Annotated in this window: 15 protein-coding genes and 1 pseudogene; 2 read left to right on the forward strand and 14 right to left on the reverse strand. The window is 46.5% G+C overall.

What is annotated here, in order from left to right; all coding sequences use genetic code 11:
- Positions 1-181: 181 nt before the first annotated feature.
- The 3 genes from CIK93_RS09360 to CIK93_RS09370 all read right to left on the reverse strand — a co-directional run bounded on the left by CIK93_RS09360 (position 182) and on the right by CIK93_RS09370 (position 3,334).
- Complete coding sequence (locus CIK93_RS09360) at positions 182-1,732, reverse strand: bifunctional GNAT family N-acetyltransferase/carbon-nitrogen hydrolase family protein (protein WP_094391488.1); 1,551 nt, start codon at positions 1,730-1,732, stop codon at positions 182-184.
- A gap of 75 nt (positions 1,733-1,807) precedes the next feature.
- Positions 1,808-2,722 (reverse strand): YafY family protein, encoded by a 915-nt coding sequence (locus CIK93_RS09365; protein ID WP_094447186.1) that lies wholly within the window; start codon positions 2,720-2,722, stop codon positions 1,808-1,810.
- Positions 2,723-2,725: 3 nt separating this feature from the next.
- Positions 2,726-3,334, reverse strand: coding sequence for a ribonuclease HII (locus CIK93_RS09370; protein WP_094447187.1), 609 nt, complete (start codon positions 3,332-3,334; stop codon positions 2,726-2,728).
- A 122-nt stretch (positions 3,335-3,456) separates the two neighbouring features.
- Here CIK93_RS09370 and CIK93_RS09375 point away from each other — a divergent pair, with 122 nt between their 5' ends.
- Positions 3,457-3,738, forward strand: a complete 282-nt coding sequence (locus CIK93_RS09375; protein WP_094391485.1) for a hypothetical protein — start codon at positions 3,457-3,459, stop codon at positions 3,736-3,738.
- Positions 3,739-3,776: 38 nt separating this feature from the next.
- On the opposite strand, the gene CIK93_RS09380 is transcribed toward CIK93_RS09375, so the two are convergent.
- The 11 genes and pseudogenes from CIK93_RS09380 to CIK93_RS09430 form a co-directional block, all read right to left on the reverse strand.
- The gene (locus tag CIK93_RS09380; RefSeq protein ID WP_094391484.1) at positions 3,777-4,991 is read right to left on the reverse strand and encodes an aminotransferase class V-fold PLP-dependent enzyme; all 1,215 of its coding nucleotides are present in this window, start codon (positions 4,989-4,991) and stop codon (positions 3,777-3,779) included.
- 14 nt (positions 4,992-5,005) lie between these two features.
- Entirely contained in the window at positions 5,006-6,337 is a 1,332-nt protein-coding gene (sufD, locus tag CIK93_RS09385; protein WP_094391483.1) for a Fe-S cluster assembly protein SufD, read from the reverse strand.
- Positions 6,338-7,093, reverse strand: coding sequence for a Fe-S cluster assembly ATPase SufC (gene sufC, locus CIK93_RS09390; protein WP_094391482.1), 756 nt, complete (start codon positions 7,091-7,093; stop codon positions 6,338-6,340).
- A gap of 30 nt (positions 7,094-7,123) precedes the next feature.
- The gene (gene sufB, locus CIK93_RS09395; protein ID WP_371327203.1) at positions 7,124-8,578 is read right to left on the reverse strand and encodes a Fe-S cluster assembly protein SufB; all 1,455 of its coding nucleotides are present in this window, start codon (positions 8,576-8,578) and stop codon (positions 7,124-7,126) included.
- 81 nt (positions 8,579-8,659) lie between these two features.
- The gene (locus tag CIK93_RS09400) at positions 8,660-11,371 is read right to left on the reverse strand and encodes a two-component regulator propeller domain-containing protein (RefSeq protein WP_094447188.1); all 2,712 of its coding nucleotides are present in this window, start codon (positions 11,369-11,371) and stop codon (positions 8,660-8,662) included.
- 279 nt (positions 11,372-11,650) lie between these two features.
- A pseudogene (locus tag CIK93_RS09405) lies at positions 11,651-13,525 on the reverse strand (OPT family oligopeptide transporter); the annotation flags it as partial.
- 16 nt (positions 13,526-13,541) lie between these two features.
- Complete coding sequence (locus CIK93_RS09410; protein WP_094447190.1) at positions 13,542-14,699, reverse strand: MalY/PatB family protein; 1,158 nt, start codon at positions 14,697-14,699, stop codon at positions 13,542-13,544.
- A gap of 5 nt (positions 14,700-14,704) precedes the next feature.
- Complete coding sequence (locus tag CIK93_RS09415; RefSeq protein WP_094434732.1) at positions 14,705-15,553, reverse strand: DUF3737 family protein; 849 nt, start codon at positions 15,551-15,553, stop codon at positions 14,705-14,707.
- A 156-nt stretch (positions 15,554-15,709) separates the two neighbouring features.
- Positions 15,710-17,149, reverse strand: a complete 1,440-nt coding sequence (locus CIK93_RS09420; RefSeq protein ID WP_094447191.1) for a tetratricopeptide repeat protein — start codon at positions 17,147-17,149, stop codon at positions 15,710-15,712.
- Between the two features lie 18 nt (positions 17,150-17,167).
- Positions 17,168-17,920 (reverse strand): LytTR family DNA-binding domain-containing protein, encoded by a 753-nt coding sequence (locus tag CIK93_RS09425; protein WP_158215022.1) that lies wholly within the window; start codon positions 17,918-17,920, stop codon positions 17,168-17,170.
- A gap of 27 nt (positions 17,921-17,947) precedes the next feature.
- Positions 17,948-19,978: a histidine kinase gene (locus tag CIK93_RS09430; RefSeq protein WP_094447192.1), complete on the reverse strand. Its 2,031-nt coding sequence runs from the start codon at positions 19,976-19,978 to the stop codon at positions 17,948-17,950.
- Positions 19,979-20,818: 840 nt separating this feature from the next.
- On the opposite strand from CIK93_RS09430, the gene CIK93_RS09435 reads away from it, so the two are divergent.
- Positions 20,819-21,715, forward strand: coding sequence for a sugar phosphate isomerase/epimerase family protein (locus CIK93_RS09435; protein ID WP_094447193.1), 897 nt, complete (start codon positions 20,819-20,821; stop codon positions 21,713-21,715).
- Positions 21,716-21,738 lie beyond the last annotated feature (23 nt).

A 21,738-nucleotide genomic window follows, 5' to 3' on the forward strand; every position in this document is an offset into this window, starting at 1 on the left:
TGTGGTCAGTTGATGGTCTATTTGTGGTCGAAACGTGGTCGAAACGCGTCAAGATAAAGTCGTCGGCCACAGGCTATGTTTCTGTATCTCTGTTGGTTAGACAGTGTTTGTGGTCGGGTGGTCGATTTTTGAGACATCGCGTGTGCGCGTGCGCCCATGCGCACGCGCAAGGAGTATGAGGTTAACCTTCGATATCCTGTTTAGCAGCAGGTTTAATCTTTAGTTCGTAGAGGTCGCCACGACGGTCGCGCAGGTTGCGCACAGCACCATAGGTGTGTAGCTCGTTGAGCAGACTCAGATCTACATCGCTTACCAATATCATCTCGGTGTTGGGTGTTGCCTCGGCACGCATACCGTCGGTGGGGAATGCAAAGTCGCATGGCGTGAACACAGCAGACTGTGCATACTGGATATCCATGTTGTGGACACGCGGCAGGTTGCCCACACTTCCGGCAATTGCCACGTAGCACTCGTTTTCGATGGCACGAGCCTGTGCACAGATGCGAACACGTGAGTAGGCGTTCTTAGTGTCGGTCATGAATGGTACAAAGAGTATCTGCATGCCCTCATCTGCCATCAGGCGTGACAGCTCAGGGAACTCTACATCGTAGCAAATCAGTATGCCGATGCGTCCGCAGTCAGTATCAAAAGTCTGCACATGGCTGCCACCGGTCAGTCCCCAACATTTCTGTTCGTCGGGAGTGACATGTATCTTTTCAAACATCTCGTACGATCCGTCGCGACGGCAAAGAAAGCCCACATTGTAGAGAGCACCGTCATCTTTAACGTAAGGCATACTACCTGTGATGATGTTGATATTATAGCTGATGGCCATTTCAACGAAGCGATCGCGGATTTTCTCCGTATATTGTGCCATGGCACGGATAGACTGTGCCTCGCCCATATCGTTGAACTTCGCCATCAGTGGAGCGTTGAAGTATTCGGGGAAGAGGATGAAATCGCTCTTGTAGTCGGATACGGAATCGACAAAGAACTCTACCTGTTCGAACAAATCATCGAGCGTATGGTAGGGGCGCATCTGCCATTGTACCATACCGATACGTACCGTGGGACGCTTTTCCACCACATTGTTGGATGGCTGATAGTAGATATTGTCCCATTGCAGCAGTGTGGCACAATGTTTCGACTCCTCGTCGTTGGGCAGATAGTTGCGGATGACACGACGCACGTGGAAGTCGTTGGACAGCTGGAAAGTAAGTACCGGGTCGTATATCTCTCGCGTGCGTACCTTTTCTATATATTCCTTAGGACGCATGGTGTCGGCATAGAGGTGGTAGTTGGGTATTCTACCGCCAAACATGATGGCCTTGAGGTTGAGTTTCTCACAGAGTTCCTTGCGATATTCGTACATGCGGCGAGCCAGTCGCATGCCACGGTAGTCGGGATGGATAAACACCTCGATGCCATAAAGGATATTGCCGTCGGGGTTGTGAGTGTTGAACGTTTCGTTGCCAGTGACCTGTGCATAGGTGTGGTCGCCTTTCACCTTGTTGTAGTCAACAATGATGGATAGGGCACATCCCACTATCTTATCATCGACCACGATAACAATCTGGCCTTCGGGAAAGATAGTGAGGAGTTTCTTGATTTGTGCGTGAGTCCAGAAGACATCAGCATCGGCATAGATGCGTCGGAATGATCGTGCCAACTGGTCGTAGTCCTCCATTTGGAGGTTGCGCAGTTCTACTTTGTTGGAGTGTGACGTTTCCATAATGTACGGGTTATCTTTTGCTGTTTTCTTTTTACCGACGCAAAAGTACTAATTATTCCTTTATGTTGAACACTATCATGGTGTGTTTTTTATCTTTTCTTCCATCTCCTTGACTTTGTCGTGGATATATTTACAGAAACCAGAGTCTTCCAATACTTCGATATCAGAAAACAGTCCCATGACAAAACGACCTATACCAATATAGCTGCACACATCGAGTTCAAGTATCCAATGGGTGTCATTGTCTTTACAGATATAGGCTGCCGATAATGGATATTCTTCTTGTATGATATTGGCTGATAGGCGGCCCAGACGTAGTTTGATACGCATCTGTTGTTCGCCGCTGAACATGAAGATGTCGGTGTACATCTGTCGATGCTGCCTTTCGTGCTGCCATTCGTCGGCCAACAACTCTACCGATTCCATGCGTGCCACCTTGAAGGTCTTGTTCATCTTTGATGTTAATTCATAGCAACGCACCTCGCGATTGTCGTTCATCAACATGAACGGTTCGACAATGCGATCGCTCACCGAGTTGCTGTGTGGCGATGAATAATGGTGGAGAATGACATTGCGATGATATTTGATGGCATCGTAGAGGACGCTGATATTCAAAGCCTGCTGTTCGCGCAACTGGGCATCGGCAAGGATATTAAAATCGTAGAGCGTGTCGAGCTTCCTCTTTAGATGGGCCACCAGTGCTCCCTGACCACCATAGTTTTCAAGCATGCGGCGGATATAGATGGCTTCGTCTTCGGTGAAATGCACTTTGCGGAAGAGTTTGGTGAAGTAGGTGGAGTTTTTGTCGATGGAATAGACGGTACCGCGCTTTTCCACTTCGAAGCCAAAGTCACGGAAAAAATCGAGATAGTAATAGAGCGTGCGCTTTGATAGCTCCATCTTTTCGCAGAGTTGCTGTACGTTGAGCTTCTTGTTTTCGGTAAGTAGAAGCAGCAACGACAGCTCTCGGTTCAGTTTGTCGTGACGCATAGGCTATTCTCCAAAATCGAGTGAAAGCTGCCCATCGCCCAGCAGATTGAAACTCTTGCGGTGATAGGGAGTGATACCGTAACGACTGATAGCTTCGCGATGCTTCTTGGTGGGATATCCTTTGTTGGAATGCCAGTCGTATTCAGGATATTCCTCTGCCAGTCCATCCATATAGTCGTCGCGGTAAGTCTTGGCAAGAATCGAGGCTGCTGCAATGCTGAGATATTTACCATCACCTTTGACAATAGTGGTGTGGGGCAACTTCTGATAGGGTTTGAAACGGTTGCCATCCACAATAATTGCTTCTGGACGCACTTTCAACTGGTCGAGAGCACGGTGCATGGCGAGTATCGAGGCATTGAGGATGTTAATGCGGTCGATCTCCTCGGCTGTTACGATGCCTACAGCCCATGCCAATGCGTCGCGCTCAATAATCTCGCGCAACTGCTTGCGCTTATAGTCTGTCAATTGTTTCGAGTCGTTGAGCGCCTCGTTGTGGTAGTCTTCAGGAAAGATAACAGCAGCAGCATAGACGCTACCTGCCAAACATCCACGTCCGGCTTCATCGCATCCTGCTTCTATCTTACCCGTGTAATAATGGCTTGCAAGCATATAATATTGTAAAGAGATGTTAACGATTAAATTCTTTTAACTAAGATATTTTGAAAGTGAACATATTGTGCACAAAATAGTAGTTCCTTTGCAGCATCGAAACAATAAAATCTGAACTGAATATGAAACAGACCATCACTTTGAATCGTAACGAGCGCCTCATGCTCAATGTACAGCGTATAGCCAATCTTGCCAATAAACCCCTTGCGGCTCTTGCCAACTACTATTCGCGATTGCTAGGCGAGAAAGTCAACGTGCGACAGACCTTGTTGCTATGCAATGCACAGGCTGCTTTCTTCTTCCTTGTATTTGCATCCATGTCGTTGGTATTGCGGCTGCTCTGTCTGCTGTGGTTTTGCAACGCATTGCTCAAATGCCGAAACAGCGGACTTGGACGCGACTAATAGTTAATGCCCAATATGCAGAAACTTGACACTGTTGGTCAGAACATCTGACTGACACGGCGTATGCCATTGACCAAAATGTCAATCTCCTCTTTCGTATTGTAAAGGGCAAACGATGCGCGCACCGTGCCGCTGATACCAAGGCGAGTCATCAGGGGTTGGGCGCAATGGTGTCCAGTGCGTACAGCTATGCCAAGGCGATCGAGCAGGGTGCCCATGTCCAGGTGGTGGATATTGCCCACCAGAAAACTGACTACTGCATCTTTGTGTGCTGATGTGCCAAACAGACGCATATCATCGATGGTTGACATCTGCTCCATACAATAATGGGTAAGCATCTGCTCGTGGGTTGCTATCTGGTCAAGGCCTAATGCCGAAATATAATCAATAGCAGTGGCGAGGCCGTGGGTTGCTACATAGTCGGGCGTGCCTGCTTCAAATTTAAAGGGCAGGCGTTCAAAAGTGGTTTGTTCCCACGATACTTTATCTATCATTTCGCCGCCACCTTGATAGGGTGGAAGTCTTTCCAACCATTCTTCTTTACCATAGAGCACACCGATACCAGTAGGGCCATACATCTTGTGTCCACTGAAGGCAAAAAAATCGCAATCCAGTTCTTTTACATCAACATGAAAGTGGGGAGTGCTCTGTGCACCATCCACCAATACGGGAATTCCATATTTGTGGGCAATGGTTGTCACATGCTTTACATCGTTTACTGTGCCGAGCACATTGCTTACATGGGCCATGCTCACCAGTTTGGTACGCTCGTTGATCATCTGTTCCAACTGATCCAAACAGAGATCGCCCTTTTCGTCGAAAGGCAGATGACGTACTACGATGCCGCGGCGGTTGGCTTGTAGTTGCCAAGGCACGATGTTGGAGTGGTGCTCCATGTCGGTGACAATAACTTCATCGCCCTCTTTCATCATCTCTTCGCAGAATGATGATGCTACTAGATTGATGGCTTCTGTAGTGCCGCGAGTGAACACAATCTCTTCTGTTTTAGCGGCACCGATGAAAGCACGCACCTTTTCTCTTGCTGCCTCATGTAGGTCGGTGGCCTGTTGCGACAGGTAGTGGACACCGCGATGTACATTGGCATTGACGTTGAGGTACTCCTCTCTCATAGCATCGAGCACGCAGAGAGGTTTCTGAGTGGTGGCTGCATTGTCGAGATAGACAAGTGGACGATCATAGACTTTTCTCGACAGAATGGGGAAATCTTCCCGCACTTTATTGATATCGTACATCTTTTCTTATAATCTTATTTACAGAGTTTGCATCCCACACATTTGCTGAGTTCACCGCGGAAACGCTTTTCTACCAAATAGTGCAGGCGGTCGCGGAGTGGTTCGAGTTGCATCTGATCGACCACCTCGTTGATGAATGCGTTCTGCAACAGCAGTCGTGCCTCTTTTTTCGATATGCCGCGTTGCTGCATGTAGAAGAGGGCCGCATCATTGAGCTGGCCTACTGTACTTCCGTGAGCACATTTTACGTCATCGGCATAAATCTCCAGCATGGGCTGGGTGTACATACGGGCTGTCTTTGAAGCTGTCAAGTTCTGATTGGTCATCTGCGATGAGGTCTTCTGTGCGCCATGTGCCACATAGACTCTTCCTGCAAATGCTCCAACGGCATCTTCGTTGAGCACGTACTTGTAGAGTTCTGTGCTGGTGCAGTGGGGCACCTCATGACGGATGAGCGTGTTGTTATCTACATGTTGTTTCTTGTCGGCAATCACACAGCCATAGCATCCACATTCTGCACCTTCGCCAGCAAAGGTGAGATCAAGGCGGTTGCGTGTCACACCATTGTGAAGGGTTATCACATTGTGGTTGACACGGCTATTAGCTTGTTGCTCTATATATACATTGCTGATACGTACGTTCTTGTGGTGTGTCTCTTCCAAACAATAGAGGTCGAGCGAGGCATTGTTGCCAACAAATGCTTCGATGATCTGTGTGGAAAGGAAATTGCGGTCATCGGCTGCATGGTCGCAGAAGAGCATTTTCAGTTCGGCTCCATCCTCCAGGATAATCATCACGCGGCGGTTGACCATAAGGTCAACATCGCTTCGGAGGATGTTGATGACCTGTATGGCACGTTCCACTTTGGTGTGGCGTGGCACATAAACAAGCAGTCCGTCTTGTGCCAACATGGTGTTGAGAGCTGTTACGGCATCTTCGTCGGTTTTTGCTAAGCGCCCATAGTGGCTTGCCACCAGTTCGGGATGTTCCTTCATTGATCCCACAAAAACACCTTCGGGCAGATGGCCTTTAGGAGTTTCTTGGGTGTAGAAGGCGTCATTGACCATGAAATAAAGCGAAGTAGATAGGTTGGGTACATCGCATCGGAAGGCCTCATAGGGGTCAACGGGGATGTTGAGTCGGTTGAGGTTCAGTCCGTAGTTGGGTTCGAAGAGTTGTTGCAGGTCGGTATATTTATACCGTTCCACCCGTCGGGTGGGGAAGCCCTGCGCTTTGAAATGCTCGAAAGCCTTGTCGCGTATGGCATTCATGTGCTCTGGGGCATGACTGATAATCATCTGCCTTGCTTCCTGATAGAGCTCGATATATTGTTGTTCGCTACCCATTTATTCTTCTCCTATTTCTTCTTTGATCCAGTCGTAACCATGTTCTTGTATCTCTTTGGCCAGTTCTGGACCTCCGGTTTTTACGATGCGTCCCTTGTAGAGCACATGAACAAACTGTGGACGAATCATCTCCAGCAGTCGGTCGTAGTGGGTGATAACGATACAGGAGGTTTGTGGAGTCTGCAGTTTGTTGACTCCTTCTGCAACAATGCGCATGGCATCGACATCGAGGCCTGAGTCGGTCTCGTCGAGAATGCTTAGCTTTGGTTCAAGCATAGCCATTTGGAATACCTCGTTGCGTTTTTTCTCGCCACCGCTGAATCCTTCGTTGACCGAGCGGTTGGCAAGTTTAGAATCGAGTTCTACTATCTTTCGCTTCTCGCGCATCAGTTTTAAGAACTCTGCGGCATTCATTGGTTCAAGACCTTGATATTTCCGTTTTTCGTTAATGGCAGCTTTCATGAAGTTGGTCATCGATACTCCGGGAATCTCCACAGGATATTGGAACGAAAGGAACAATCCCTCGTGTGCGCGGTCTTCGGGCTTCATGTCCAATAGATTTTTACCATTGAAATATGCTTCTCCTTCGGTCACTTCGTAGAGTGGATTGCCCACGAGAACGGCACTGAGTGTGCTCTTGCCCGAACCGTTGGGGCCCATGATGGCATGTGTTTCACCGTCGCGAATGGTCAGGTCGATGCCTTTCAGTATTTCTTTGCCAGCAATGGTGGCATGCAGGTTTTTTACCTCTAACATATCTTGAGTCTTTTTATTGTCGTTGTTGTTTTATCCCACGGTACCTTCGAGTGATACGCTGAGCAGTTTCTGTGCCTCGACGGCAAACTCCATGGGGAGTTTCTTGATTACTTCTTTGGCATAGCCATTAACGATGAGACCTACGGCTTGTTCGGTGGGTATGCCACGCTGGTTGCAGTAGAAGAGTTGGTCTTCCGATATTTTGCTGGTAGTTGCTTCGTGTTCGAATACTGCGGTGTCATTGTGTACATCCATATAGGGGAAGGTGTGTGCACCACAGTCACTGCCCAGCAGTAGAGAATCGCAACTGGAGTAGTTGCGTGCATTGTCGGCTGTGCTGGTAGCACGTACCAGTCCGCGGTATGAGTTTTGGGAGTGGCCGGCAGATATTCCTTTCGATATGATGGTACTTTTGGTGTTTTTGCCCATGTGTATCATCTTTGTGCCAGTGTCTGCTTCTTGATAATTGTTGGTAACAGCTACACTATAGAACTCTGCTGTCGAGTTGTCACCACGGAGTATGCAGGAGGGATATTTCCAAGTGATAGCACTTCCGGTTTCTACCTGTGTCCACGAAAGTTTAGAACCTTCACCTCTGAGATCACCGCGCTTGGTGACAAGGTTGAGCACACCACCTTTACCATTCTCATCACCGGGATACCAGTTTTGTACGGTAGAGTATTTTACTTCGGCTCTATCATTGACAATGATCTCTACGATGGCGGCATGTAATTGGTTTTCGTCGCGCATAGGGGCTGTGCATCCTTCGAGATAGGATACGTAGGCATCGTCGTCGGCAATAATCAATGTGCGTTCAAACTGTCCTGTGTTACGTGCATTGATGCGGAAATAACTGCTCAATTCCATAGGACAGCGCACACCTTTGGGGATATAGACAAAAGATCCATCGCTGAATACGGCACTATTGAGCGCTGCGAAGAAATTGTCGCGGTATGGTACTACCGTACCAAGGTATTGTCTGACGAGTTCGGAATGTTCCTTAATGGCTTCACCGATGGAGCAGAATATTACACCTTTCTCTGCGAGCTTCTCTTTGAAGGTGGTCTTTACCGATACCGAGTCCATGATGGCATCCACTGCTGTATTGCCACTCAATGCCAGACGTTCTTCAAGGGGAATACCCAGTTTGTCGAAAGTCTTCTCCAGTTCCGGGTCAATCTTTCCGTCACCTTGGGGTTTCTTGGCCAGCGGGTCTGCGTAGTATGATATGGCTTGATAGTCAATAGGTGGCACATGTACATGTCCCCATCGTGGTTCCGTCTGCTGTTGCCAGTAACGGAAAGCTTTGAGACGGAAATCAAGCATCCATTCGGGCTCTCCTTTTTTTTGCGATATGAGCCTGACAATATCCTCATTGAGTCCTTTCTCAATGATTTCAGTATGTACATCAGTAGTGAATCCAAACTCGTATTTCTGTTCAGCTACTTGGCGTACTAATTCGTTGTTGTTTTCTTTCATTTCCATTTGGGGTACAAAGTTACGAATAAGTGAGTGAAGTACAAAAGGAAAACGAGTTTTTCTTTTCGCTTTAGTTCCTTTAGAAAACTATTCTCTGCTTGATGATGCATAGTCGCGTGGTGATAGACCGAAGCGCTTGCGGAAACACTTGCCGAAATAACTACTATCCTTAAAGCCTGAACGATATGCCACTTCGTTGATGCTGAGGTTAGTGTGTTTTAGCAGTTCGGCAGCACGTGATAGTCGGAACTCCTTGATAAGATCGAGTGGTGCAAAGCCTGTGACGTTCTTCACTTTCTTGAAGAATGCCGATCGCGACAGCCCCATTTCAGCAGCCATGGTATCGATGTTGAATTCGCTGTTTTGCAGATTCTCATCGATGATGCGATGCAACTGGTCTATAAACTCCATACCTTTTTGCTCAACATATTGTGAGTAGTCAATCTCTTTGGCTGGTGTAGCGGTGGCCATAGTATGTAGCTTTGCCAGTCGTTGACCGATAATCATTTCGTTTCTCATTCGGTTCATTTGCAGTCCTGTGCGTACAATGAAGAATGTGATGATGCCGATGACAGCCAGATAGATAAGATATGCCCACCATGTGGCCCACCACGGTGGAAGTATGCAGATGTGCAGTTCGTCTCTTGAGCAGAGTGTTGGATTGCTGTCGTCTATTGTTTCAACCACAAAGGTGTAGTTACCTGGTGGTACTTTGGTGTACGATGCTTGTCTGTTTTGTCCGCTGTAGTTCCAGTCGTGGTCGTATCCTTTCAGTCGGTATCTGTATGCCACATTGTTGTTATTGATGAAGTTGAGTGCGGCAAATTCGATGGTGAATGAATTCTGATCGTGTTTCAGTTCTATCTGTTTGAGTTGGTCGATGCCATGTTGGTTTTCTATGCGTTCCAGTTGTTGGGTGATGTTTCTGTTGTTTACGCTCATATTGGTAATGAACGTATGGTAGTTACTGTTTTCGTTGACCAGATGCTTGGGGTCGAAGACGATGATGCCTTGTTTGCATCCTAGCCATATTTCACCATTGTTCATGCGACATGCAGAAGCCTCTTCAAATTTGACATCAGGCAGTCCATCGTATTTGTCGAAGTTACGTATGCGTTCATTTTTCGGATTATAGCAAGCAATAGTGTTTTCTCCTGCAAACCACAGTCTGCCGTTCAAGTCTTCGGTAATGGATACGATGACGTCGTTGCGCAGTCCTTCTCTCATGCCAAGTGTTTTGAAGTCAGGACAGTGTTTGTGTTTGTCGTAGTTGGTTAGTCTGCTCAGTCCACCACCGAAAGCGCCCATCCATATATTATCCCTGTTGTCTTTGAAGATGGTGTAGATGTCGTTGTTAGCAAACGATGATGCACGCTGTTCCTTATAGGTTTCAAATTTGATGTCTTGTGGTTGGCGGAATTTGGTATCTGTACTCATCAGTCCGTCAATCGTTCCAATCCATAGCCGTCCGTGTTGATCCTCGGCCATGTTTCTCACTTCAGTATATAATCCGTAGGACGGGTAGTTGATAAATCCGTTATGTCTGTTGTAGAAAACCAGTTGCGTGCTGCCGTTTTGTTTCACCAGATTGAGCCCGCCATCGAGAGTTGCTACCCAGATATGTCCTTTTTTATCAGTATAAGTCATATATACCGCATTGCCACTGATGCTTTGTGGATTATTGTCATCGTGTAGGTAGTGGTTCAGTCTGTATCCAGTAGGCTGGCTGTTATCGGGTGTTGCCACGACAAGTCCGTCGCGTTTGGTTGATAGCCAGAGTCTGTGGTGCTTGTCTGCCATGACGTGGTAAATGGCTCCGATACCATGAGTCTTATAGTCGAAGGTATGTATGCGTTGTCCTTGTGGGTTGAGAATGAAAACGTCTCGGCTTCTAGTGCCCACCAATACGTTGCCATTAGGAAGTTGAAAGATGCTTCTTACTCCCGTTTGATCGAAATCAAAGGGGATGAGTTTGAAAATGCTTTTTGGTGAATGTATGCAATAGATGCCGTTCGTTGGAGTTGTTACCCACACAAGGCGGTCGTTGTCTTCGTAGATTTGAACATAGTCGTTGATGCCAGCTTGTGCAACTATCGCCTCCAGCTGTGTGTTTTTCCTCTGTTGCAGATTGTCGTTGTCTGCCATCCGTTGTTGTAGTTGTTCGCCTCTGGGTACAGCAAAGATGCGATAGTCGCGTCCCACCCATACTGAATATCCGTTGTTTTCTTCACAGTAGTCACGGTATAGTTGGTAGGTGAATGGGTTGATTTTCCCTTTTGACGAAAACAGTGTCTTGATGTCAATATGTCCCTTGGGGGTTGTTGTTGCCATCAAGAGGTTCTTGTCTTTTGTAAGTAGCAATACTTGCCCATTATCTGTAGCCTGCAGTTTAATGACCTGCATGTTTTGCGAGAGGTGTTTGAGTTCCTCGCCTAAGGCATGAAACCGTCCTGTGCGTCGGTAGAATACATACACTTTCCAATCCACGGTCTTTAGCCAAAGATTACCTTGTTGGTCTTCTGCCATGCTTTCTATCTTGCGTGGTGGTATGTCAGAGTCCGGGCGTGTACTTTTCTTCATTGTCTCGAAGTGGCTTCCGTCAAAACGACATAGTCCATACCATGTGCCAAACCACAGAAAGCCATCGCGGTCTTTCATCGCACAATACACATTATTGCTTGGAAGTCCGTTGCTGGTTGTATAGTGGTCCGTTACAAGTAACGATGCTGTTTGCCCCCATACTGTTAATGCGGGTATGATGGTCAGTAGCAGTACCAGACAGTTTTTAAGTTTCGTCATGGTGACAAAATTACAAAGATTTTTTGAAAATCAATGATATTCCTGATAAAAATATGTGCATTGGTACTCATGTAATAGGACATTTCTCACAATCGCTATCTTGTGTGGTGTTGTTATTTGTTGTTATCAAATATAAAGATATAGGTGCATCGTGATAGAGATAACGGGAACGAATATTACAATACGCTTACTTCTATTTCGGCAAAGAATGAAAATAAGAACGGGTGTGATAAATCATTCTTTTCCTCCACACCCGTTCTCTGTATTCCTGTCACATGATTATTTTCTTGTGGCGCGAATGAAATAGGTAATCAGTAGAATATATGCAACGAGCGAGAGGAGTTCGCTCAATGGGTTTGCCCACCATGCTGTATAGTCAAACTGCACACCACCGAAGCGCAACAGTGCACTGATGACTCCCATTAATGCACCACCAGCAATGAATCCTGAAGCGATGAGGTTACCCTTTTCGCCACGTTCTTTATTCTCTTCTGCATTCTTAGAACGTGATGTTACAAACCAATTGACAGCACCGCCAATCAGCAGTGGCACGTTGAGCTGTATGGGGATAAACATGCCCAATGCGAAAGCCAGTGCAGGAACTTTACACCAAGTGAGGATAATAGCCAGTATGGCACCGATGGCATAGAGAACCCAAGGCGCTCCTGTGCCTGTCATCAGCGGATCGATGACAGCAGCCATAGCATTTGCCTGAGGTGCAGCGAGTGCTCCTGATGCAAAACCGTATGTCTCGTTGAGTAGCATCATGACACCACCTACAGTTGCAGCACTTATCAGTGTACCGAGGAATTTCCACGTTTCCTGTTTACGAGGTTGTGTACCTGTCCAGTGTCCAATCTTCAGGTCGGTGATAAACGAACCTGCCATAGAGAGTGCTGTGCATACCACTCCGCCCATGATGAGTGCAGCCACCATACCGCCGGTGCCGCTCAGTCCTACAGCTACCATGACTACCGAAGCAAGTATCAATGTCATCAGTGTCATTCCTGATACAGGATTGCTACCCACAATGGCAATGGCATTAGCAGCTACGGTAGTGAAGAGGAACGCAATGATGGCAGTAAGAAGAATAGCTACTACGGCAAAGAGCAGTTTGCCGCCCATAACACCAAACCAGAAGAAGATGAAGGTGATGAGCAATGTAGCAATGGAAGCGATGGCGATGAAGCGTAAGGACAGATCGGCATCATTTTTTTGTTCTGTTGTTGGTTCGATATCTGTTGTTTTAGCGGTAGGTTTCATGCGTTTCACTGCGCCAATGATGATGTCGCGACTCTTGATAATACCTATGATGCCTGCCATGGCAATGGCACCGATACCTATTGATTTGCCATAGCTGGTGAATATTTCCTCTGGCGACATTGCACCTACTGCTGTAGTAATGGCAGGGTTCCATTGGTTGAGGACCTCGGTAGGGAATAGTAATGCCATTCCGGGCACTACCAACCACCATACAAAGAGTGATCCCAGTGTGATGATGAGTGCGTATCGGAAACCGATAATATAGCCCAAGCCGAGAACTGCCGCCCCTGTATTGTTTTTTAATACGAGTTTAGCGCGGTCTGCCAAATCGCTACCGAATGGTATCATGCGGCTGGTTACATTCTCGTTCCACCATCCGAAGGTTGCCACGATAAAGTCGTAGAGACCGCCAATCAGTCCGGCCAACAGCAATGGGCGAGCCTGTGATCCACCTTTCTCTCCACTCTTTAAAACCTGTGTAGTGGCAGTAGCTTCAGGGAAAGGAAACTGTTCGGCAGGAGCTTCTACAAAGTATTTGCGGAAAGGAATAAGGAAAAGGATGCCGAGCACACCGCCCAATAGCGATGCAATGAAGATTTTCAGGAAGTCGGCTTCCATTCCAGGATACTTGGCCTGCAGGATATAGATGGCAGGCAAGGTGAAGATGGCACCAGCCACAACGGCTCCAGAACAGGCACCAATCGACTGGATAATGACGTTTTCGCGTAGTGCATTGTTGCGCTTGGCTGCTGTTGATACGCCCACGGCAATGATGGCGATGGGGATGGCTGCTTCAAAAACCTGTCCTACTTTCAGACCGAGATAGGCTGCGGCAGCCGAGAATAGTACAGCCATGAGTACACCCCAGGTGACAGACCATACGTTGACTTCGTTTTGTTGTTTCATATTATAATTTTAGTTTGATTCTGTTCATAGCTTCCTCCAAGCGTTTGCGCTGGCAAGCAATATTGACACGGACATAGCCACGACCACTTTCGGCGCCGTACATAGTGCCAGGATTGAGCCATACTTGAGCTTCGTCGAGCAGTCGTTGGCAGAGTGCATCAGTCTCCTCGCCACCAGCCGATACGTCAATCCATGGTAGATAGGTGCCTTCCAATCGGCATACTTTCCATTGCGGGATGTTGTTTCCCACAAACTGACAGAGCCATTGGTAGTTGCCCCAGAGGTATTCGTTGAGTTGGTCTATCCAGTCTTCGCAGTCGTTGTAGGCTGCCATAAGTGCCACATTGCCGAAGGGATTGATATCGCACACCTCATTGATATTAATAGCTCGGTTCAGTCTGCGTCGCCATTCGGGGTTGGCGCAAATCATGTTGGCAGTCTGTAGTCCGGCAATATTAAATGATTTGGATGGTGAATTCAGTATCACGCTGTTTTGCCGACAACTCTCGCTCACGGCAGCAAAAGGTTGGAAACGGTGTCCAGGCATGACAAGTTCGCAATGTATTTCATCGCTAATCACCTTCACATCGTGCTTCATGCAGATGGTATTGATATGCTCCAGCTCGTCTATAGTCCACACTCGTCCTGTTGGATTGTGTGGATTGCAGAGCAAAAGCATCGTAGTTTTCTCTTCTGCACAACGTTTTTCCAAGTCCTCCCAGTCTATTACAAACGTATCGTTGTGGCGCAACAACACGCTTTCTGATACCTGACAACCGTTGTTTCGGATTGATGAGAAGAAGCAATTGTAGTCTGGCGATAGCATCACCACTTGTTCGCCAGGCATGGTCAGTGCCTTGATAGCCACCGAAACGGCAGGTACTACACCAGTGGTATATAGAATTTCGTCGCGGTGGATAGTCCATTGGTGGCGTCTTGCAAACCATGAGATGACGGCATTATAGTAGTCATCTTCCACCAGAGTATAGCCGTAGATGCCCTGTTGTGCTCGTTTTACTACTGCTTCGACAATGGCAGGAGCTGCTTCGAAGTCCATATCAGCTACCCACAAGGGTATAACCTTGTCTGATGGAGCCTCGTCCCACTTTACACAGTGGGTACCCCGGCGTTGTGTTGGTTTGTCAAAATCGTATTTCATAGGCTTTATAGCTTGCGAGTTTCTATTACACAGTTGTTAGGTTGCCGCACATTTTTGTCGATGGTGATGCTACCTATTGAGTCTGCCACGATGTGTCCCGACGTTGGATTTTTTATGTTTTCCACATGTCCGCGGATGTCTGCCTCTACTGTAGAATATTCGAAGATGCGGTCACATTCCGCATCGAAGGTACAGTTTTCGAGTTTGAGGTTATCCACATAGCAGAGCAGTTGTTCGCCTTTGAGGTGGCAGTTGACGAGGCGTACGTTCTTGGAGTGCCATGCCAGATACTCTCCATCGAGCTCAGAGTCATAGACCGTCACGTTCTCACACTCCCAGAATGAGTCTTTCGTGGTGATTTTAGCATGGTGTATTTCCACATTCTCGCAGTATTGGAAGATATATTTCGAGTCGCTCACCAGTCCGTCCACATAGATGTTGCGTGCAAACATAAAGGGGTATGTCCCATCGTGTAGTGTTACGTTTTTCAGTCGTACATCTTCTACGCGCCAAAAAGTTTCGTCGGCATCTGTAATCTCTACGTTTTCCAGCGTCACGTTTTTCATTTCGCGGAAGAATTTCGGACCGTCAATCTTGGTATCTGTCATTGTAAGATTGTCGGTGTACCAGATGGCAGAACGTGATCCTGGTGCAAAATAGCAATGGTCAATTTGTGCACCATCAACGTGCCACCAAGGATATTTTCCATAGAAGTGACATCCTGTTGCAGCGATATTGCTACATTGCTTGATACCACTCTCACCATCTATGATGGTCACGTTATCCAGTTGTAGGTCGTGTGTGGCGAACAATGGGCGTTCACCACCGAATTGTTTGTCTTTTATCAGTTCCATATGTAATCTTGTCGTAGCCCATCAACAGAGCATTTATTTGTTTTATTCCGCAAAATTACGACTATTTTGTGGAAAATCCCTCTCCCTTTCCACTAATTTTTCTTTCTGTTAGGTATAATCGGAAATAAAGGTAGTTTTTCGGTCTTTGAGGTATCTCTATGTTTCTTCGTTCTGCATCAGAAAGCGGAATACCATATCGTGGCTTTTCTGTTTGAATCGGCTTCTGCGTTTACGCAGTGTAGGTTCTGATGTTTTGGTCATCATGGAGATGGTGGCATTGTTGCATCCGAGGAAGGTGAGGATAGCATATATACATTCGTCTTCGGTCAGTTCGGTGAACAATCTGCGAAGGTTTTGCAATGGTTCAATAAACACCTCCACCACACTATCAAGCAATGGCATGCGTTCTGGGTCTGACAGATATTGATGATCGGTGCGATATTTCAGTTGGTAGAGTCGCATGTATTCGGGTCGCATCTTAAACAAATCGCGTGCCACTGCCAATTGTTGTAAGCAGAGTGTATAGAGTTTTTCGTTGTTGGGCATTGTTTGCCCTACCTTGTTTTGACTTTCTTCCGCAGTCTGTTGTATTGTGTTTCGTTCGCGGTAGATTTGCAGTTTGAGGTTTTCCAAGCGTTTCTGTAAGCGCATGATACGTTTTTTGTTGCGGTGTGATACAAACATGATGGCAGCCCCCATAATCATCAGCACCACAACTACCATTACCATCCATTGCGTGCGTTGCAGTTTCAGTTGTGCGTTGTAGCGTTCTTGCTGATATTGCTCAGTCAAGTCGCGCATATCCTCATTGCGCCTTTGATTCCAATATTTGTCAAGATAGTTATACGATGTATCTGCAGCCACACATGCTGCTTCGTAGTTTCCTATGCTCCGTTCAGCCAAGAAGAGTCGTTGGTATAGTTTCGATCTTCCTTCTAAGTCCTCTTTGGGAATATTGGCGATTGCCTTACGGGTGGCATCGATACACAGTGTCCATTGTTTCAAATACTGATAGCAGCGTGACTTATTATAATAATAGTGAAATTCATGGGCATCTATGTTGCGTGCATAACTGTATGACTTGTCGGAATAGGCGAGTGCTTCGTCAAACTTCTTCATGCTGAGTTTCAGTGCACCGAGGTTGTTGTATGCATTGTAAATGCCGTTGGAGTCGTTCATGGCAATGGCTTTGTCGAGTGCCTTATTGAAATAGTAGGTAGCCGAATCGTTCTTGTGTATGAGATAATAGGACGATCCCACTCTTGTGTATAGTTGTAAGTGAAGAGTGTCGTTGCGCATTGCCAGTGCGGTGTTGAGTCCGCGGTGTGCATATTCTATAGCTTTCTTGACGCGATCTTCCTCCCAATATACTTTCGACAGTAGTGCATAGGTGCGTGCCAGTAGCGGTGTAGGCTCGTTTTCGTCTTGCAGTTGCAAACTGCCAAGCAGCATTTCGCCAGCTTCGGTCCATTTGTGATCCTTCTTAATGAGTTGTTCGCTTTGCTGATATAGCATTTGTGCCTTTTCTGCCTTATTGCTACATGCCCCCATGGTGATGATGGCAAGGAGCATGATGATGAGTTTCAAATAGTGCATGTGTGATGTGTTTAGTGTTTATAGTGCATAGAAAGCATCCATTAGTGAGCGTTTGTAGTTTCTGCTCACCTTCAGTTCGTCGATGTCTTGCAGTGGCTCTTTGAGAAAACACTGCGACTCCTGTATCATTTTGACGTGTTCTATGTTGACAATATAGCTTTTGTGAATTTGTACGAAATCGGCAGAGTAGTCCAGTATAGTATCGCTATTGCTGCGTGATCGTAGGCAGTAGATGTTGCCATCGCAGCAGATTACTTCCCATTGTTTCCTGTCTGTATTGAAGCGGAAGAAAGCCACCTCAGAAGCCTGCAATACAATATGTTCGCCCGTTGCGTTGATTACGATAATTGATTGACGGCGCTGTGGTGCAACTGTCTGCATGGTTGGTATTTCCGTCAGTTTGTTTTCGTAGTAGCGCATCATCAGCATTGCTACATCTTCTGGTGTGGGTGGTTTGAGCAAATAGTCGAAAGCCTGTAGATGAAGGGCATCTATCATATATTTTTCGTGGGCGGTATAAAACACCACTTTGGTATTTGGTTTTACCTGATGACGTATTTGTTGGCAGAATTCTATACCCGTCATGGATGGCATCTCTACATCGGTGAATATCAAGTCGGGTTGTAGTTCTATCACCTGTCCGACAGCCGTCGGCCCATCGTAGGCAGTACCTACCACTGTTACTGGGTGATTGCTTTCAAGTATTCGTTTCAACACTTCGACAGCCACGACGCTGTCATCAATGATGAATGCTCTGATATGTCGTTCCATATTAGTCATAAGCTCTTTTATAAAAGGTTATAGTAAGAAGTCGAAACTGTCGGGCACAGTAATCCACGAGCGGCATCCTGTTTCTCCGGCAGGCAGGTCTCGCCTGTTCATTATGCCGAAAGCAATCTTACTGTTGTTGTGGTCGTTGAGCATTTGTATGGTTTGTTGCACCACTTTCATACCGGTGTGCATCTGTTCTGTTGATGTAGGTCCCAGTCCCATGCCGTTGTCGAGCACTTCTATTTCAGTGCTGTCAGTTCCTTTTCTGTGTATTTTGATGAGTAGGTCACGATATTTGCCTTCCACTATTTTCTTGGGTCTCAGTCCGTGTTTGATAGCATTCTCTACATAGATTTGTACCACCATAGCAGGTATAAACACACGGTCTGTGTTCACGTTTTTTTCTTTTTCTATCTTGAAACGGAAGTCAGATTCCATCTGTTGTGACTCGATGCTGACGTAGTATTTGATGAAAGCCAGTTCTTCGCTGAGTGTTGTTTCCAGCATTTCGGTTTGTGCCAGTCCTCTTCTTAGCAGTTGTGTCAGCGATGACAGGTTTACCTTTTTTCCATTCATTTGTGCCAGCATTTCATGGTTGAGTGCGTTGAATATGAAGTGAGGCGATATGCGGTTACGTATGTTTTCCATGCGTAGCCTTACAATCTGTTGTCTTACTTCCAGATTGTGTAGTTGATGTTGTCGGTGTCGCAGATAAACCAATATACCAAGAACGATGATGATGAGTGTGGCAATGAGGAATAGTCCCCATGCCAGCAGTCCCATGATATATTGTCGGTCAATGATGTGCTGTTGTTCGTCCAGCTTTCTATTGTGTTGGTATTGAAGCAGATTGGCATTCATGCGCATGGTCATGTTTGCCGTTTGTATTGAGTCTTTGATGGCATCTTTTTGTTGGTGAACTGCATAAGCTTGGGGCATCATCTTAGCTGTACGATACACCAGTTCTTCGATTTTGAGTCGTTGCACCACTGCCGCAGGCAGCATGTGCTTGGGTGTTGAGGCTTCAGCCATGCGCTTTAGTGCCCGATCAGTATGTCCTTCTTTAAGGTCGAGTCCAATGCGCGATGTTTCGATATAGTAGCGCACAATATCGAATCCTGCCTGTTGGAAGAACGCGTCAGCCTCGTCGAGTGCCTGTCGGGCTTGTTCGGTGTGTCCCAGCCACACGTAGATTTCGCCCATATTGGCACGTGCAGTGTAGTAGTCCCATGCTTTGGTAGAGTCGCCTTTTACCAGTGTAGCAGCTTTTTTGAAATAGGGTAGAGCTTCGCTGTATCGTTGTTGCAGGTACAGATCATTACCTCTGTTATTGTAGAAGATGAATTGATCTGCTCTCTGCATCTCTGATACGTGTTGTTCGGCGCGTTTCCACCATTTGTTGCTATTCTCATAGTCTGCCATGAAGGTATATACTGTAGCTATGCCCAACTCTACGGCAGTGTTGGCATTGGGGTTATTCATCGTGTCTGATAGTGCAAGTGCCTGCATATAGGCGTCGGCGCTATAGTCGAGTTTTCCCAATTGTCGGTAGTAATCGGCTTGGTTGGTTAGTGCAGACAGCATCAGTTGAGGGCGTGCGTTGATTTTTTTGAGTTGTTCTATGGCCTTGTTGTTATAGACCAGTCCAGAATCAGGTCGCCCCATGATGGCAGTATGCCACACCCCTTTAGCCAACAGCCATTCGGCTTGCAGCAGATTGAAGTCGCTGCCTCCACGTCCGGGCTTGCGAGCTTTATGGTTACAACTGCTGATATACTGTTGTATGCGGTTCATGGTAACCTTCATGGAGTCAGTCTGCATGCGGGTGTAGTATAGTTTATTGCGCATAGAGAGCCAGAGGTAGTAGGCGTCGCTGTCTTTTGCTGCCATCAACTGTTGGTTGATGCATCGCGAGGCGTATGCCGTACGTCCCATACCTATCGAGTCTTCCACGTTTGTGCGCAGTGTTTCTTGTTGCTTTTCTTCTTGCACAACGTCGCATCCCGTCATCATGGCGAGTGCAAGTAAGCCCCCTGTCACTGTTTTTAGTTTCCACATAGTTATTGCCAGGTTATGTTTATGCAACCGCAAAAGTAGGCATTTTTTCTGAAAAAGCCATCATCTTTCTCATGTTTTTGTGTGCTAATGCCTTTTTTCAATTTTGTATTTCCTCTTTCTAATCCTTATTAGGCATGGTGCTTTTTTGCTCGTTGATATGTGTGGCATGTGGCATCGCTATTGTTTTTTTTATATTGATGTGCAACCCATTATTTGATGTTTTTTTGTATATTTTTATTGTGGTTGTGAGAGTTATGAACAATTTTATCATAAGGGTGTTGCACGTTTGATAAAAGTATTATCCAACGTTTGATAAAGGTATTATCCAACGTTTGATAAAGGTATTATCCAACGTTTGATAAAAGTGTTATCCAACGTTTGATAAAAGTGTTTTCAACGTTTGATAAAGGTGTTTTCAACGTTTGATAAAAGTATTGTCTAATGTTCGACAAAGGTATTTTCCAATGTTGCCAAAGGTGTTTTCAAACGTTTGGCAAAAGTGTTGGCAATGTCGAAATGAAAACAAAGTGATTGTTGGTCAGTGGTCGAACGGTGGTCGAATGGTGGTCGAATTTCCCGATTTTTAGGAATCGACCACCCGGTGTAAGTGCCTGTAAGCGTGCGTTATATTGTAGAATGGTGGCCGAGTGGTCGAAAATTTTAAAGGCACGCGTGCGTGCGCATGTGTGCGCGTACATTATATTATAATATTATAGAGATAAGCTAAATAAAAAAAACTGTGAAGCAAAAACAAAGAAATTTTTTTTTAGTGTTTATGATGACAAACCGTGCAATGGTGCGTCATTATACTGAAATACTATATAGTTTGTACAACCTAAAATGAAATTTAAAGCAACCACCTTACACATGATGATATGTGTAGCCTTCATGATAATGACAAATGTCACAACGGCATTTGCACAGAAATATCGTGTGGCTGCATGCGACTGGATGATGCTGAAACGACAAAAGTTAGGAGAGTTTCAGCTTGCTAAAACCATTGGCGCTGATGGTATCGAGATGGATATGGGGCCATTAGGCAAACGACCGCAATTTGACAACAAACTCCGTGATCGTCATTTCCAGCAACTCTTCCGTCATACAGCCGATTCACTTGGTATCGAAGTGCCATCGGTAGCCATGTCTGGATTCTTTGCACAGAGTCTGATAACGCGCGACAACTGGCGCGACCTCGTAGCAGACTGTCTGAAAACCATGGACGTGATGGGTGCCAAGGTGGCATTCCTGCCATTGGGAGGCACTGGCCGCGAGTGGCAGACGATGACAGGCGAACCCTATAACACACTTGTTGCACGTCTGCACGAAGCCGGAGAGATGGCACGCCGCGAAGGCAAAACTATCGCGCTGCGCACAGGAATGGATGCCCGCCACACCAAGCGGATGCTTGCCGATGTTGATAGCAAGGGCGTGAAAGCCTACTTCAATCTTCAAGATGCCGTTGACCAAGGGCTCGACCCATCGACAGAATTGCGCATACTGGGCCGACGCCGCATCGCCCAGATCCATGCCTCGCTGACCGACAGCGTCACCCTCGACCGCGATACGCGAATCGATATGCCCGCAGTGAAACGCACCCTCGACCGCATGGGGTGGAGCGGATGGCTCGTAGTGGAGCGCAGTCGCGATGTAAGTCGTGTCAGAGACGTGAAGTATAACTTCTCCACCAATGTGGCATACCTCAAGAGACTGTTTCAAGAAAAAAGAGACAATAAATAAAAACTAATTACTAACAAAATGAT

Origin of the sequence: Prevotella sp. P3-92 (genome assembly GCF_002251205.1) — a bacterium.
Taxonomy (GTDB): Bacteria; Bacteroidota; Bacteroidia; order Bacteroidales; family Bacteroidaceae; genus Prevotella.

Bases quoted from the DNA above. Each gene is read 5' to 3' on its own strand.
- CIK93_RS09410 (WP_094447190.1), bottom strand. From the start codon at position 14,699: ATGAAATACGATTTTGACAAACCAACACAACGCCGGGGTACCCACTGT.
- CIK93_RS09435 (WP_094447193.1), top strand. From the start codon at position 20,819: ATGAAATTTAAAGCAACCACCTTACACATGATGATATGTGTAGCCTTC.
- CIK93_RS09370 (WP_094447187.1), bottom strand. From the start codon at position 3,334: ATGCTTGCAAGCCATTATTACACGGGTAAGATAGAAGCAGGATGCGAT.
- CIK93_RS09425 (WP_158215022.1), bottom strand. From the start codon at position 17,920: ATGGAACGACATATCAGAGCATTCATCATTGATGACAGCGTCGTGGCT.
- CIK93_RS09430 (WP_094447192.1), bottom strand. From the start codon at position 19,978: ATGTGGAAACTAAAAACAGTGACAGGGGGCTTACTTGCACTCGCCATG.
- CIK93_RS09380 (WP_094391484.1), bottom strand. From the start codon at position 4,991: ATGTACGATATCAATAAAGTGCGGGAAGATTTCCCCATTCTGTCGAGA.
- CIK93_RS09415 (WP_094434732.1), bottom strand. From the start codon at position 15,553: ATGGAACTGATAAAAGACAAACAATTCGGTGGTGAACGCCCATTGTTC.
- sufD (WP_094391483.1), bottom strand. From the start codon at position 6,337: ATGGGTAGCGAACAACAATATATCGAGCTCTATCAGGAAGCAAGGCAG.
- CIK93_RS09400 (WP_094447188.1), bottom strand. From the start codon at position 11,371: ATGACGAAACTTAAAAACTGTCTGGTACTGCTACTGACCATCATACCC.
- sufC (WP_094391482.1), bottom strand. From the start codon at position 7,093: ATGTTAGAGGTAAAAAACCTGCATGCCACCATTGCTGGCAAAGAAATA.
- sufB (WP_371327203.1), bottom strand. From the start codon at position 8,578: ATGGAAATGAAAGAAAACAACAACGAATTAGTACGCCAAGTAGCTGAA.
- CIK93_RS09365 (WP_094447186.1), bottom strand. From the start codon at position 2,722: ATGCGTCACGACAAACTGAACCGAGAGCTGTCGTTGCTGCTTCTACTT.
- CIK93_RS09420 (WP_094447191.1), bottom strand. From the start codon at position 17,149: ATGCACTATTTGAAACTCATCATCATGCTCCTTGCCATCATCACCATG.
- CIK93_RS09360 (WP_094391488.1), bottom strand. From the start codon at position 1,732: ATGGAAACGTCACACTCCAACAAAGTAGAACTGCGCAACCTCCAAATG.
- CIK93_RS09375 (WP_094391485.1), top strand. From the start codon at position 3,457: ATGAAACAGACCATCACTTTGAATCGTAACGAGCGCCTCATGCTCAAT.